Annotated in this window: 13 protein-coding genes and 1 pseudogene; 11 read left to right on the top strand and 3 right to left on the bottom strand. The window is 27.5% G+C overall.

The features are described from left to right. Positions 1-81 precede the first annotated feature (81 nt). Positions 82-1,119, bottom strand: coding sequence for an RES family NAD+ phosphorylase (locus FDK22_RS00860; protein WP_212744965.1), 1,038 nt, complete (start codon positions 1,117-1,119; stop codon positions 82-84). A gap of 147 nt (positions 1,120-1,266) precedes the next feature. Beyond that, a complete protein-coding gene (locus tag FDK22_RS00855; RefSeq protein ID WP_138150883.1) occupies positions 1,267-2,328 on the bottom strand; it encodes an agmatinase family protein in 1,062 nt (353 codons plus the stop codon). A gap of 93 nt (positions 2,329-2,421) precedes the next feature. On the opposite strand from FDK22_RS00855, the gene FDK22_RS00850 reads away from it, so the two are divergent. The 5 genes from FDK22_RS00850 to FDK22_RS00830 all read left to right on the top strand — a co-directional run bounded on the left by FDK22_RS00850 (position 2,422) and on the right by FDK22_RS00830 (position 8,867). Next, positions 2,422-3,507 (top strand): DNA alkylation repair protein, encoded by a 1,086-nt coding sequence (locus FDK22_RS00850; protein ID WP_138150882.1) that lies wholly within the window; start codon positions 2,422-2,424, stop codon positions 3,505-3,507. Further along, the gene (gene ybaK / locus FDK22_RS00845) at positions 3,491-3,958 is read left to right on the top strand and encodes a Cys-tRNA(Pro) deacylase (protein WP_138150881.1); all 468 of its coding nucleotides are present in this window, start codon (positions 3,491-3,493) and stop codon (positions 3,956-3,958) included. The genes FDK22_RS00850 and ybaK overlap by 17 nt, the downstream gene beginning before the upstream one ends. Before the next feature lie 89 nt (positions 3,959-4,047). Next, positions 4,048-7,248, top strand: a complete 3,201-nt coding sequence (locus FDK22_RS00840) for an NAD-glutamate dehydrogenase domain-containing protein (RefSeq protein WP_138150880.1) — start codon at positions 4,048-4,050, stop codon at positions 7,246-7,248. A 114-nt stretch (positions 7,249-7,362) separates the two neighbouring features. Continuing rightward, positions 7,363-7,572: a hypothetical protein gene (locus tag FDK22_RS00835; protein WP_171012881.1), complete on the top strand. Its 210-nt coding sequence runs from the start codon at positions 7,363-7,365 to the stop codon at positions 7,570-7,572. Between the two features lie 11 nt (positions 7,573-7,583). Further along, on the top strand, positions 7,584-8,867 hold the full coding sequence (locus FDK22_RS00830; RefSeq protein WP_228711606.1) for a SagB family peptide dehydrogenase: 1,284 nt from the start codon (positions 7,584-7,586) through the stop codon (positions 8,865-8,867). 13 nt (positions 8,868-8,880) lie between these two features. Here FDK22_RS00830 and ciaB read toward each other — a convergent pair whose 3' ends face one another. Then, positions 8,881-10,758, bottom strand: coding sequence for an invasion protein CiaB (ciaB, locus tag FDK22_RS00825; protein WP_138150879.1), 1,878 nt, complete (start codon positions 10,756-10,758; stop codon positions 8,881-8,883). 150 nt (positions 10,759-10,908) lie between these two features. Between ciaB and htpG the strand changes: the two genes are divergently transcribed. From htpG to FDK22_RS00790, 6 genes and pseudogenes are all read left to right on the top strand, one after another. Then, entirely contained in the window at positions 10,909-12,822 is a 1,914-nt protein-coding gene (gene htpG / locus FDK22_RS00820; protein WP_138150878.1) for a molecular chaperone HtpG, read from the top strand. 206 nt (positions 12,823-13,028) lie between these two features. Further along, complete coding sequence (locus FDK22_RS00815) at positions 13,029-13,325, top strand: nucleotidyltransferase family protein (protein WP_138150877.1); 297 nt, start codon at positions 13,029-13,031, stop codon at positions 13,323-13,325. After that, positions 13,312-13,659: pseudogene (locus tag FDK22_RS15805) on the top strand (HepT-like ribonuclease domain-containing protein). Before FDK22_RS00815 ends, FDK22_RS15805 begins: the two are co-directional and overlap by 14 nt. Positions 13,660-13,851: 192 nt before the next feature. Continuing rightward, entirely contained in the window at positions 13,852-14,331 is a 480-nt protein-coding gene (locus FDK22_RS00800) for a GNAT family N-acetyltransferase (RefSeq protein WP_138150875.1), read from the top strand. Positions 14,332-14,423: 92 nt separating this feature from the next. Continuing rightward, positions 14,424-15,167: a sulfite exporter TauE/SafE family protein gene (locus FDK22_RS00795; RefSeq protein ID WP_138150874.1), complete on the top strand. Its 744-nt coding sequence runs from the start codon at positions 14,424-14,426 to the stop codon at positions 15,165-15,167. A 10-nt stretch (positions 15,168-15,177) separates the two neighbouring features. After that, a complete protein-coding gene (locus FDK22_RS00790; RefSeq protein ID WP_138150873.1) occupies positions 15,178-15,996 on the top strand; it encodes a LysR family transcriptional regulator in 819 nt (272 codons plus the stop codon). Positions 15,997-16,015: the final 19 nt, after the last annotated feature.

Below are 16,015 nucleotides of genomic sequence, written 5' to 3'. Positions count from 1 at the left end.
TTCATTATCTAACGTTTAAAATGAGCCGATGAATTGCCCGCAGGGTAATTTATTGGCTCCACTGATTTGTTAGGTATTCTTTTAATATTCCACTGGTCCAAAATGTACTCCGTACTCAACAGTATGTAAAACTAATCTATTTATACATTTAACACTTATTTTTGATTCCTTAAGAGGCTTTCCAAATAATGCAAGGTTTTGAATTATTTTACTTTTTTCATACTCATGTAATTGAGGAATTAACCTATGTGACAGACCATACGTTGTTTCAAATGGCATCCCTCCTGAACGAAGTAAACTAAAATATGATGGATAAGCAATTCCATCATATCCATTCTCCTTTGCCAACCTACTAAGGTCTCTTGATATTTCATAAGAGTGTTTACCGGCTAAAAAAAGCATATGCACAGCCATATCCAAACTTTCAAATTCAGTACAATCTTCTTTGAGTATTGCAGTAAGATCAAGAAGTTTTAATGTTCTGGTTGGTTGAAAAGTAGCTACGAAAATTTCGTCCTCTGCACTCACTCGACATTCGTGAATACAAACTTGTAAATCCTGAGAACCATAAAGAATTGAAAAGTCAGTAGAATCTAAACGACCATTGCCTGAATATTCTAGTGGAGGGCTATCATATTCAGATTCAACATGAGGCTTTTCGGGGTTAATTCGTATACGGTAAAAAAGGTCATCTTTTGAAAAATCAATTGTAGGGTATTCATTCAATACTCTTTTTAAGACATTTTTTCGATTTGTTTCACTAGTCAATTCTTTGAGTGGTTCGACTTCACCAACCATCCATAGTCTTGGACCGTAATGAAAAAAACCTATTTTTAATACTTTTTCAAAAAGATGAATATCGTTCTGAATCCAAGTTGATGAAGCTATACTTGTTTTTTGATGCTGATTAAATTGAACAATTGGAGCCGCACCATAATCACATCTATGAAGCGTTCCCCAAACAAAGAAACGATGGGCTAATTGAATTAAACGTGCTTCATCAAGCTTCCGTCCTAGCTTACTTCCACAGTTTTCACAAAGGTTGTCATTTTCTACACCCATTTGAAAAGCACTTAACTTTAGACCTTCATCATAAAAACATTCAGAGCATAAAACCACGTATCACCTTTCAATTATTTGTATATACCTAACTATTTACTGTATATACATTATATAAATAAAGTACTTAAATCCGCTTATTTATTATATTTTCTAAAGAGCTTATTTAAGGTAGTTTATAAAAAAATATTAAAAAATATGATGATTTTATCTATATGATATTTTATTCTGACTTGCTAATAATGCTCCACAAAGCTGGTATAAAACTCTAGCACCAACATTTGCATCCCATCCATTAGGATTATCACCAACTTCACATAAATCAAATCCAATGATATTTCTACCACTTTTTACAACCATAAAAATTAAGTATTCTAATTCAGAATATCTCAACCCACCAGGAACAGGAGTTCCAGTACTTGGGCAGTTTAATGGTTCTAAACCATCAATATCAATAGAAAGGTATACATTATGTGGCAGTTGTTCAATATAAGGTGAAAATACCTCTTCAAGCGATTTTCCACTAGCTAATTGTGCTTGCATATCGCTGTCATATAAACAAGCCCCTTTTTCTTTGTATTCAATCATTCTAGAAGCTTCTTCTAAACTATAATCTCTAATTCCAAATTGAACTAATTTTGAAACCTTATCACACTCTTTCATAGTATTATAAAAAATAGAAGCATGGGAATAAGTAAACCCTTCATATGCTTCTCTTAAATCATGGTGAGCATCAACGTGCAATATTCCAAAAGATTCTTTTTGTGTATCATTTAAAGCTTTAATAAGACCAAGGGGACATGAGTGGTCTCCCCCAACTACTGCAACAAATTTGCCATTTTTTAATTGTTCAATTGATTTTTCATAAACTGAAGAGTTTAATTTATTTGATGCATCATTTACAAACTCTAGAGATTTTTTGTTAATTGAACCACTTTCTAAAGCTTCAATAACTTTTTTAGCTTCTTCTCTAGCCATATCACTTAGTTTATGTAATTGCTTATCTGTTTCAAGCATAGCAATACCAGCAATATATGGTTTTATATAATGATAGTTTTCCACATCTAGTTGATGACTCTCTTCTCTTATTGCATCAGGAGCGTTTGCAGTTCCCTCACCAAATGAAACAGTTGCTTCCCAAGGTACTGGGATTAAGATTAAACTTGCCTCTTTTGGATCTAATCTTCCACCAATAAAACCATCACCTTCTTGAGGTGGTAAACCTAACTCTAAAACTTTAATCTCTTCTTCTAATGTTCTATATGACATCAATTTTCCTAAAACTTATTAAATTTCTTGAATTATAGAATAAAAACCTCAATAGTATTGTTAATTTTTAATTTTATTTATATAAAATTTTGTATGGCAGAACAATTAAAAAATATATACACTTATGATTATCTATTTAATCTATCAAATAAAATAAAACAAAACTTTGAAGATTTTCAAAGTGATGAGTTTTTAGATTCAATTTTTTGTAAAAGTTGGGAAGAGTTTGAATTAAAACAAAGAATGAGACATATAGCAATATGTTTGAATCAATATTTGCCAATATCATATGAAAATCAATTGGAAATTTTAAAAAAAGTTTCAAAGGAGTTTTCATCTTATGAAGCTATGTTTTTTCAAGATTTTGTTGAAGTTTATGGTTTGGATGACTTTGAAAATTCAATAAAAGCCTTGGAGGTTTTTACCATTGATTCAAGTAGTGAGTTTGCAATTAGACAATTTATTTTAAAATATGAAGATGAAACAATGTCTCAAATGAAACTTTGGGCAAAAAGTAAGGATGAACATATTAGAAGATTATCATGTGAGGGGTGTCGTCCTAGACTTCCTTGGGCAGTTGCACTTCCAAAGTTTAAAAAAAATCCTTCAAAAGTTTTAGAGATAATTGAACTTTTAAAAAATGATAAATCAAAATATGTTCAAAAAAGTGTTGCCAATAATCTAAATGATATCTCAAAAGATAATCCACATTTAGTAGTAGATTTTGTAAAAAAGAATTTAGGCATCTCAAAAGAGCTTGATTGGATTTGTAAACACGCAAGTAGAACATTATTAAAAAAATCAAATGAAGAGATTTTACAATTGTTTAATTTAGGAAAATCAAATCATGTTAATATAACTAATTTTAATTATGACAAAGAGGTGATATTAAATGGTGTTTTAAACTTCTCTTTTGAATTGGTTTCCCAAGAGACTTTAGGAAATCTAAGAGTAGAGTATGAAATAGATTATTTAAAATCAAATGGAAATCATAATAAAAAAAGATTTATGGTTTCACAAAATTATATTGATAGTAAAACTAAAACATTTACTAAAAAACAACAATTTAAAAACTTAACAACTAGAAAACATTATTTTGGTAAACATTATTTAGCAATAATTATAAATGGAAAAGAGTTTATAAAAAAGGAATTTATATTAAATGACACCAGCAATTAATTTACTTAAGAAAAATAAAATAAAATTTGAAATTCATAAATATGACCATGACCCTTTATGTACTGACTTTGGGAATGAAGCAGTTGAAAAGCTTGGTCTTGATAAAAACCAAGTATTCAAAACACTTTTAGTTGAACTAACTCCAAAAGAGCTTGCTGTAGGAGTTGTTCCTGTCTCTTCAATGTTGAGTTTAAAAGAGATAGCAAGTGCTTTAAAAGCAAAAAAAGCAGTTATGGCAGATAAGCAAGAAGCACAAAAAGTAACAGGATATTTATTAGGAGGTATCTCCCCTTTAGGTCAAAAGAAAAAACTAAAAACAGTACTTGATGAAAGCGCGTTTAATTTTAAAACAATATTCATAAGTGGAGGGAAAAGAGGTTTAGATATTGAAGTAAGTCCAAATGATATAAAGAAATTATTAAATGCTGTTACTTATAACATATCCACTTAGATATAATTTATACAATTAATTATTTTTTTAACATTTTCTTAATATTTTAAGAGTACCATATCATAAGACTAGTTTACAAAGGATATAATATGGCTAAAAACTCTTCAGACATGAATGCTATTTGTTCTCAGTTATTAACTCCCAAAGATTTAAAAATATCTGAACAGTTATTTAACGAGGTTCAAGAAGAAACCATTGTAACTCAAATTGTTGACAATGGTGATTCTAAAAGTATAAAAATCTATTCAACTTATCAATTGTTTTTATCTTCAATAACTCCAATTTTACATGATATTGGTTTTATGATTATTGATGAGGTTACTTATAATATTAGAAATGGTAAAGATCTAATTTATGTTTCAAGATTTAATCTTAATATATCCTCCCCTGGTGATTTAAATAGAATTGATAATGCCAGAGAAAATTTAGAAAAGATAATAGTAAGTTGTATTAAAGATAAATCATTAAAACACACTAAAGCATTTTCTCTTGTTTTAAATCAAAATTTTGATTTAAAAAAGATTTTTTTAGTTAATGCTTTTATTGAGTATATTGACCAATCTGTATTAACTATCAATAGTGCAACTATTTTAAATACTTTGATAAATCATCATACTATTACAAATTTGTTTGTGGAATATTTTATAATAAAATTTGATCCAAAGATAAAAGCAAAGAAAACTAAACTAGATAGTTTAGAAGAGGATATTGAAAACCTTGTAAAGGTTATTCCTCAAATTATTGATGATAGAATATTAAAATTAACACTATCATTTTTAAAATCACTTTTAAGAACAAACTTTTTTTTAAATAGAGAAACAATATCTTTTAAAATTGATGCCAAAAAATTTGGTGAAAATCTAAAAGGTTTACAACCAAACTTTGAAAACTTTATTTATCATCCTAATTTTTACGGAGTTCATTTAAGAATGAGTAAAATTAGTAGAGGTGGGCTTAGATGGTCTGACAGACATGATGATTATAGACAAGAAGTAAAATCACTTATGATTACCCAAGAGGGTAAAAACTCAATAATTATTCCAGATGGTTCAAAGGGTGGTTTTGTAATTAATAAAAACAATTCTTCAATCACAAAAGAATATTTTCAAGAAATTTACTCAATGTATATAAATGCCAACCTTGACTTAGTTGATAATATGGTAAATGGAGAAATTGTAAAAGATAGCAATGTTGTTGCTTATGATGGCGATGACCCATATTTCGTAGTTGCAGCTGATAAAGGAACAGCAGCTATGAGTGATGTTGCTAATAATATTGCAATCGAAAGGGGTTATTGGTTAGGTGATGCCTTTGCAAGTGGTGGTTCAAATGGATATGGTCATAAAGATTTAGGTATTACTGCACGTGGTGCTTTAATGTCAACAAAAAGATTTTTCATTGAAGATGGAATTGATATTTATAAAGACAGTATTACTGTTATGGGTATTGGTTCTATGAGTGGAGATGTTTTTGGTAATGGTATGATTGAATCAGACAAATTTAAACTTCTTGCGGCAATTGGACATAAAGAGATATTTATTGATCCAAATCCAGATCCTAAAAAAAGTTTTGACGAGAGAAAAAGACTTTTTGAATCTAAAGATTCAGGATGGGGCTTCTATGATACAAAAGCTATTTCAAAAGGTGGAGGAGTATTTTTAAGAAGTGAAAAAGAGATAAGTTTAACTCCTGAAATCCAAAAACTATTAAAAACTACAAAAAAAGTATTAAGTGGTGAAGAGTTATGTAAAATGCTACTTTGTATGGAAGTTGATATGTTCTTTAATGGTGGAGTTGGAACATATGTAAAAGCTAGTGATGAAAACTCAATTGATATTGGGGATAAACAAAACGAAGCAGTAAGAATAGATGCCACAGAAATGAAAGCAAAGGTTGTTTGTGAAGGTGGAAATCTTGGATTTACTCAAAAAGCTAGAATTGAATATGCTTTAAATGGTGGTAGAATCAATATTGATGGTATTGATAATGCTGGTGGAGTTGATACTTCAGACCATGAAGTAAATTTAAAAATCTTATTAAATACAATTAAAACAAGTGGTAATATCTGTGATGATGAGAGTAGAACAATGCTTCATTCATTAACAGAACAAGTTGTAAATTTAGTGTTGCAAAGTAATTATAATCAAGCTTTAGCAATCTCTTCAGATGAAAGATTCTCAAGAAAATACAGAAATGATTTCTTAAAGACAATTCATATTTTAGAAAATCATGTTGAAGCTTTTAATAGAGCATCATTTTTTATTCCAAAAGATGAAAATATTCATGAGGTAATAGATATTAATGGTTCAATTGTAAGGCCCGTATTATGTTCATTACTTTCATATTCAAAAATTTTCATTAAGAAAATTTTATTAAAATCAACATTAGTAGATGAACAATTTGCCCTTGATTATTTAAATAGATATTTCCCTAAATCATTTGTTGGGATGTATGAACATGAATTATTAAACCATCCACTAAAAAGAGAAATTATTGCTACAAAAATGGCAGATATTTTAATAAATTCTCAAGGATGTACTTTTATTAGCGATTATGAAAAACTTGGTAATGAAAGATTCTTATTAAAAGTTAAATCTTATCTAGTAGCTAAAAAACTATTTGGAACAAAAGAGATTCGAGAGAAAATATATTCTCAAGATTATAAAATGGATGTGGAAGAGCAATATAGATTATTGACTAAACTTGAGTATACTTTATATGTAAGTACAAGATGGATGGTTAAATATCTAAAGAAAAATCAATTAGATGCTGCACATATTTTAGACCATAAAGAAGAACTTTTCAATCACTTAACTGAAGTTCATGAGGGTGGAGTAAAAGAGTATATAAAAGATGATTTAGAATTTAATCAGTTCTTTAGTGTGATTGATTATCTAAGATTTGCTGTTCCTGCAATTGTAATTAAAACAAATACAAGTCATACCTTTAAAGATGTACTTGTATTATTTTATTTATTAATTCACGAGTTTAATATCTTAGATATTTTAATGGCATTAAATAAAATAGAATTAAAATCAAGAAATGACATGGTTCTAAGAGGTCAAGTTTTACAATTTATAGAACATATTGTTGTTCATTATACAAAGAAAATATTAGATTTTAAAAGAGTTGATGAACAACCAGAAGATGCATTTAAAAGTTATGTGAAAAATGAGCATGAAGTTTTTTATAAAGTAAGAGATAATCTTGATACTTTTATGACAAAAGATAATAAGGATATAAAAGAGATAGCAGTAACAGTAAATCAAATAATGGTTTCTTCATTATAAGAATTTTTTATAATTTTATAATAAATTAAACTAATATTAAAAAATAGTATAACTTGAACTTATGACATTTATTTTAAGTTCTAATGTGTTATTGTTCAAAAAAAGGAGTTAGCCATGAAAAGTAATATGGATGATGAATTAAGCCTTGATAAAATTGATGATTATAACGGTAATGAGTCAAAAGAAAAAAGAAATACTGTAAGACTTGTAGTTATTGGTATCTTATTAGTTGGAGCAGTTTTTGCATATTTGAGATACAACAGCAGTTATGATGACTATGTGGGAACCCAAGAAGCTCCAGGAATAGTTACTACTAAAAAATAAAAGGATTAAGAGTGTCAGAATTCTATGATTATTTTAAGTATCATATGAATACTAAACACTCTTACTTCTCCATTAGAAACAATCCTAATAGACTTGATTGGAATAATCAACCAAGTGTATTTAAATCTTACCCTAATAGTTACGAAAAAATCCCCTTAGATATTAAAAAAGAGAATCATGAATTTATTTATTTAATAGCAGGGATAAATGCAAAAAAAACTTATCCTGGTGTTGAATACTATTTAAGGATAAATCCAAGTGCAGGGGCTTTATATCCCAATGAAATCTATTTTCAAAGTAGAGGAAATAAAGATTTTGAAGATGGAATTTACCATTTTGATATTAAAAGTTCAAGTATTACCTTACTAAAAAAAATTGATGATAGTGGACTTGAACCATATTTTGATTTAGATACAAAACAAAATGGATTTATTTTTTTAATCTCATCAATTTATTATAGAAGTTCTTGGAAATATAAAAATAGAGCTTTTAGATACTGTTTACTTGATGCTGGACATGTTTTAGGCTCAATAGAAGCATCAGCTTATATACACAATAAAAGTTTTAAGATTGTAAATGATTTTGATAAAAAACAGATGAATAAACTTTTTAATTTTGATGAAAAAGAGTTTTTTACATCAGCTGTTTTTTTAACAAATAACACAAATGAAAAACTTAGAAAAGTTAAACTTGAATTAGAAAATATTGATGGTACTTTTGTATTTGAAAAAAATGAGATGATTGAAGATGCTTATAATGACTCTTTAGAGATAGAAAATAAAAAACCTCAATTGCAAGAGGCAAATTTTAATTTTCAAAAAAGCTACTTTAAAGAAGTGATATTAAAAAGAAGGTCAATTAGAGAATTTAATCAACAAAGTATTACCAAAATAGAGTTTGATTCTATAATGGAAAATGTAAATAAAGCCGTTAGTTCAGATTGTGATGAAGAGATTGATATTTATTATGTAATAAATAGAGTCCAAGGTATGAAACTAGGTTTGATGAAAAATGGTGAATATATAAAAGAGGGTGATTTCTTATCAAAAGCAGGGTATTTATGTTTAGAACAAAAACTAGGTAGTCAATCAGCAGTTACATTTTTCTTCTGTTCAAAATCAAAAAACTATCAAGCAATGTATCAAAAAGCTGGTTTATTAGGGCATAGACTTTATCTAGCTTCAAATTATTTAGGGATTGGATGTTCTGGAATTGGAGCTTATTATGATGATGAAGTTTGTGAATTTATTGGGGATTATACCCAAGTTTTATATGCCTTTGCAATTGGTAAATAAGAGGATAAACCTCTTATTTTAAATAGTTTTCTTTTTTGTCTGTAGTATCTAACTCTTGACCAATCTCTTGGTATCTTTTGAAATAATACTTAACAAATGATTTGATTTTTTCATTTGTTGGCATAAAATATTTATCTTTTTTTTCTGCAAAATTATTTAAAAAGATTGTGGCATCTTTTTTATCTAAATAATGGATTGCTAAATCTGTGTATGTATTAATATACCATTGTTTTAATTTATCATATTTAGTTGAACTCATATCTATAATTAATTCTTCATCTTCAAAGTTCAAAATTTTAGTTTCAAAAAGAGCAGTTAGATGAATAAGCCCTTCACAATAATATGGTTGAACTTCATCAACTTCCATCCATCCAATAAGACTTACGGCTCTTTTTATTGTATCCATTAAAACTTGTTTTTCTAAATCTTTTTCATCATTACTTTCATCTAAGAAAAATGAAACTAAACCACCAGTTGTTGCTTTAAACTCTTCAATATTTTTGAAATTTCCAGTTTTGTTCATAACTGTTTCTGTTTCTTCATCGCACCAAAGAATATGTCCAAACTCATGCCCAATTGTTGAAATATCATAAACTTGATGCCAAGCTTCAGTTTCATTAAAAAGAAAAATTCTATCTTCACTTAAAAACTTTTGTCCAAAAATTTCTTGTGATAATTTTAGAAATGGTTTAGCCCGACTTGTTTGTAAAATCTCATCAGAAAATGCAAATATTTTTTTACCCTCTTCTTTAGAAACAACTTCATCATTTGGTACAACCTGTGCTGAAAATAAACCATTGAATTCAGCTCCAAAAAATAAAGCAGGTCTTCCAACATATAGTTGAACTTTATCAAGTGATTTTAAAGAAAAGTCATAAATAGCTTGATACTCTTTTGTTTTTTCAGTTTTTTCATATATTTTTTCAAAAGCTGATTTGATTTTGTTTACTCTATTATCATTTTGAGCAAATTGTGGATTTGTAAGTCTTATATCCCATTCTAAAGCAACTGCTTTTCTGTAATGATCTTCATAATATTCTAAAGGGTGTCCAATTTGAATAGGAGTTTTTATTTTCATCCAAGCTCTATCAACATCTGCCCATCTTTCAACTAAAAGATGAGTTTTGTTTTCAGCAAAAGCTTTAATTAAAGATTGAATATAAAGTATATAATCCCATTTTTGTCCATAAACTTCATCTTCTAATTCAATTAATACTTCTTCAAAATCTTCTAAAGCATCTATAACTTCTGTGGTTTGTTTCTTAAATGCATCAATATATGCTTTTGAATGGTATTCTTCTTTATCTTTTACAAGTGCAGAGTATGATCTGTCAGCTAAGATATTATTATGTCCTAAATCAAATAAATGATTTTTTTCTAGGTAGTCCATAACCTTTGCATCATCACCATTAAACATATTTGATAATTCTTTATTGATTCCATTTATTATGTGTGCAGTCCAAGAACTTTGCCATGAAGACATTTTAAGTCCTACGTTATAAACACCTTGAAAAATCTCTTGGTAAAATGGTGTTAAAAGATTATTGTGTTTAATATATTCTATAAAATGTCTATGTTTTTCTTGCCAATAATCTCTTACAAAACAATATGCTTTTTCTTGTATTTGTATTATCTCATCTTCATTTTTTTCAAGTTTTTTTAGAACTTGAACTAATGAATCATCTCTTAAATTAACTAATCTTGTTGTTAACGCAACTCTTAAATTTTCATTCATATCTAAGTCTAAAATTTTCGCAAACTCATCGATAATTTCTAACTTTTCAAACTGATTATTTTCTAAAAAAGATAAAAGTTTATTTGTTGAATTTTTTTGAAAATCTAAGTACTCATAAATATCATTTAAGTCTTCAATAAATTTTTCTTTAGTCATGTTAGTCCTTTGTATGATAATTTTACAATTTTTTGCTTAAATTAGCACTTAAAACTAAAAAGTGCTAAAAAATGTCAAAACTTTAGCTTCCTTTTATAAAGTTGTGTTAAAATTTCATTACAAAAAATCAAATTTACAGGAGAAATTAGCATGGCAAAACATCAATTTCAAACAGAAGTAGGACAACTATTACATTTAATGACACACTCTTTATATTCAAATAAAGAGATTTTTATTAGGGAACTTGTATCAAATGCAAGTGATGCAATTGATAAATTAAATTATTTAAAATTAACAGATGAAAAAATCAAAGCAGCACTTCCAGAAGATTGGGCAGGGCAAATTACAGTTAAAATTGACGAAGAAGATAAATCAATTACAATTGTAGATAATGGTATTGGTATGAATGAAGAGGATTTAATCGCTTCAATTGGTACTATTGCTAAATCTGGAACTAAATCTTTTGTTGAAAACTTAACAGGAGATGCAAAAAAAGATTCAAACCTAATTGGACAATTTGGTGTTGGTTTTTATTCAGTATTTATGGTTGCAGAAAAAGTTGACGTAATTTCTAAAAAAGCTGGTGAAGAGCAAGCTTACAAATGGTCATCAACGGGAACAGGAGAGTTTGATTTAAGTCCTTGTACTAAAGAATCTTCAGGTACTGTAATTTATATTAAACTTAAAGATGAAGAAGTTGAAGATTATACTTCAAAATATAGAGTTGAAACAGTAATTAAAAAATACTCTAATCATATTGCATATCCAATCAACTTAGCATACACAGAAGAGGTAACTGAAGAGTTAAGTGAAGAGGATAAAAAAGCTGGAAAAGAAGCTAAAAAAACAAAAGAAAACAGAAATGAAAAAATCAATGAAGCAACTGCTTTATGGATGCAACCAAAATCTAAAATAAAACAAGATGAATATAACGATTTTTATAAATCTATTTCACATGATTCACAAGATCCAATGCTTACAATTCATACAAAAGCAGAGGGTGTAAATGAGTATACTACTCTATTTTATATCCCATCAATAGCTCCTATGGATATGTACAGAGCTGATTATCAACCAGGTGTTAAACTTTATGTAAAAAGAGTATTTATCACTGATGATGAAAAAGAGTTATTACCAACATACTTAAGATTTGTTAGAGGTATTATTGATTCTGAAGATTTACCATTAAATGTTTCAAGGGAAATTTTACAAGAAAATAGAGTAATGGCTAATATCAAACAAAGTTCTGTTAAAAAGATTCTTGGTGAAATCAAAAAACTTTCAAAAGATGAAGAGAAATATGCACCATTTATTGAACAATATAATAGACCATTAAAAGAGGGTGCTTACCAAGACTTTACAAACAAAGAAGCAATTTTAGAATTATTAAGATTTAAATCAACAAAAACTGAAAATGCTAAAATGACTTCATTATCAGCATATAAAGAAGCAGCTGACTCTGAACAAAAAGCTATTTACTATATTGTTGGTGAAAATGAAAAAGTATTAAGAAACTCTCCATTATTAGAAAGTTATAAGAAAAATGATATTGAAGTATTAATCTTAGATGATAAAGAAATCGATGAGATTGTAACTCCAATGTATGGTGCTTATAAAGAATGGGAATTTAAAGATATTACTTCTTGTGAAGCTCCAAAAGTTGAGCAAACTGAAGAAGAGAAAAAAGAAGTTGAAGAAAAATATAAAGATGTAACTGAAAAAATCAAAGAGGTTTTAGGTGAAGCAGTAAAAGAAGTTAGAGTAACTAATAGATTATCTGAATCTCCATCTTGTGTTGTTAAAGATGCAGAGGATGCACAAATGGCTCAAATGATGCAAATGATGAGAGCAATGGGTCAAGAGATGCCAGCATCTGCTCCTGTTCTTGAAATCAACCCTGACCATGAGATTGTTTCAAAATTAAAAGATTTAAAAGATGATGGTTTAGTAGCTGATGTATCATGGGTATTATTAGACCAAGCTAAGTTAAGTGAAGGTATGGAAATTACTGATACAGTTGCATTTGCTCAAAGATTATCTAGAATTACTGCAAAAGCATTATAAAATAAAAGAACTATTTGCACGCAGTCATCTTGCGTTGCAAATAGTTTTTCTTTCAGTCATTTACTTTCATGTAAACTCCTTCAATAAAGCTATTAGCGCCTTGAACCTACATACAACTAGTTCTTTTATTAAGAAGTCAGTTTTATAATGTGATTTTTGGGATTGAAACTTTATATGTTATAATTTATTTATGAAAAGGATTTCAGGTGACAAAAGAATTTATTATTAACTATTTATCAGAACACAAAGATGAATTTTCTCAAAAGTTTGGTATTACTAAACTTGGGCTATTTGGTTCATATGTTAGAGATGAAGCTAAAAATAGTAGTGATGTAGATATTCTAATTGAACTTGAAAATAATCTTACAAATATACATGAAAAAAAATTAGAGTTTAAGAAAACTTTAGAAGATTTTTTTCATCTTAATGTAGATATTGCTAGAGAAAAATATTTGAAACCTTTATCTAAACAAGAGATTTTAAAAGAGGTTGAATTTGTCTAAAGTAAAACTATCTCTTTTATCAATCCTTGAAGCAATTGGTAAAATTGAGAATTATACAAACGAATTTGATAATGCTGATGACTTTTATCATGATGAAAAAAGTTTTGATGCTACTATGATGCAGTTTGTAATTATTGGTGAAATGATTTCAAAACTTGATGAAGACTTCAAAGAAAAATATTAAAATATACCTTGGCAAAAAGTTAAAGACTTTAGAAATATTGTAGCTCATAATTATTTTGGTATAGATGCTGATGAAATTTGGGAGATAATTACTACAAAAATCAAACCTTTAAAATATGATATTAAAGGTTTGTTAGATAAAGAACTTTAACCTTCTTTTATCTCTTTTATTTTATTTTATCAAATATTTTAACTCTTGAAATTATCTCTAAATAAAATGTTTCGCACTTTTCTCTGTTCTCTTTTTATATATTTTCTAATCCATTCTATTTTGTTGTAGATTTAATTAAAAATCAACATTTCTTTGATATATTTCTAGAAATTAAATTTTATAGGATTTAAAATGTCAATAACAATTAGAGATGCAGTAGCATCAGATGCAAAAACAATTTATGATTTTATTATAGAATTAGCAATTTATGAAAAAGAACCAGATGCAGTTGTAACAACAGTTGAGGAAACAAAAGAAAAAATATTTAATGAAAACTCTAATGTAAAAGCTTTGATTTGTGAAGAGAATGGAAAGCCAATAGGTCATGCTATATATTTTTACAATTATTCAACTTGGCTTGGTAAATATGGTATTTATTTAGAAGATTTATATGTTACTGAATCAAAAAGAGGTTTAGGTGCTGGAAAGAAGATGCTTAAACATCTAGCAAAGAAAGCTTTAGAAGAAAATTGTGGTAGATTTGAATGGTCATGTTTAGACTGGAATAAACCTTCACGAGACTTTTATGAAAGTATTGGAGCTAAATCTCAAGATGAATGGATAGGGTATAGATTAGAAGGTGACTCTTTAATTAACTTTGCTAACAGTTAATTTTTATCTACTTTAATATTCTTTTTGATATAATCTTTAGTAATGCCTTTAGGTATTACTAATAATTATATGTGATATTAAAGGTTGTAATGATGGAAATGAATTTTATTCTACTTCTTGCCATAATTGTATTATGGGCTTCAGTTGTACATGGTGCAATAGGTTTTGGTTTTGGTATGATATCAACTCCTCTAGTTGCATTAATGGCAGATATTCAAACAACAATTATATTTATGCTTTTACCTACAATGGCTGTAAATATTTTAAGTATAGTTAGTGAAGGTAACTTTTTTGAAGCCTTAAAAAAGTTTTGGTTTATAATTTTACTTATGGTTTTAGGTAGTGCTTTAGGTACTGTACTTCTTGTTTATTCTAATTCAGAGTTTTTTAAACTCTTATTAGCAGCAATTATATTTTTATATTTATTACAAGGGTTTGTAAAAATAGAAGCAACTTTTGTTTCTAAGTATCCTAAGTCTTCAACCTATGGACTAGGTGTATTTGGTGGAATTATCTCAGGTCTTACAAATGTCGTTGCTCCACTTATGATAATGTATACCTTAGAGATGAAATATTCAAGAAAAGATACAATTCAATTATCAAATTTATGTTTTTTATTTACAAAAATAGGGCAAATAGCTGTGTTTGTTTTTTATGGAACTTTTACTTTAGATACTTTAGGTATCTCAATTTTTACAGTATTAGTAGTTTGTATTGGTATGTTTTTTGGAATAAAAATTAAAAAAAGAATTGATGTAAAATATTATACGAAGATACTAAAAGGTTTATTATTTATAATAGCTTCATTTTTAGTAATCAATACAGTATTTAATTAAAGAGTAGTATATGGATTCAAATTTATTAAAAGTATTTATTGCAGTTGCAGACAAAAAGAGTATCTCTCTTGGTGCTAAAGAGTTAAACTATACACAGTCAAATGCAACTTTACGTATTAAACAACTTGAAAAAAACTTAGGTTATGAATTATTTCATAGGACAAATAAAGGTGTAATATTAAGTTTAGAGGGAGAAAAATTATATCCTTATGCTATTGATATAGTAAAAAAAGTTGAAGAAGCAACATTGAGGATGAAAAATATAAACTATCAAGAGTTACTAAGAATTGGTTCCACTCAATCAAATACTACCATAAGGCTATCAAAGTTTATTGATAGATTAGATGAAGATTTTAAAGATATGAAGTTAGAGTTTGTTGTTGATAGTAGTTTAAATCTTATAGAACAGCTCCTTGATTATAAGTTAGATATTGCATTTGTAAATGGAAAACCAAAACATAAAGATTTGGAGATTTTGAATATCTTTAAAGAGAATATTGTCCTTGTTGAACCAAAAGATAAAGAGGCACAAAAAACAATTTTTGCATATAAAAATGGTTGTTTAAATCGTATTTTCTTAGAAGAGTATTTAAGTAAAAAAGAGAAAAATATTTATAAAAAAGTAAATTTAGAAAACTATGAACTAATACTTTCTTGTGTTAAAGCAGGATATGGTGTTGCTTTATTTTCAAAAGAGATTATTGAAAAATTTGCTTATATTGAAAAACTAAAAATAACACAAATGGATTTTAATTTAGATACTTATTTAATTTGTAGAAAAGATTATATACCTATGATAGAAAAATACTTAAGAAAGATAAAAATTTAATATTTTTTGTTAAATTACT

Source organism: Arcobacter arenosus (genome assembly GCF_005771535.1).
GTDB classification, from domain to species: domain Bacteria; phylum Campylobacterota; class Campylobacteria; order Campylobacterales; family Arcobacteraceae; genus Halarcobacter; species Halarcobacter arenosus.
Note: the sequence above shows the minus strand (reverse complement) of the source record. Positions and strands in the feature narration are given on the sequence as shown.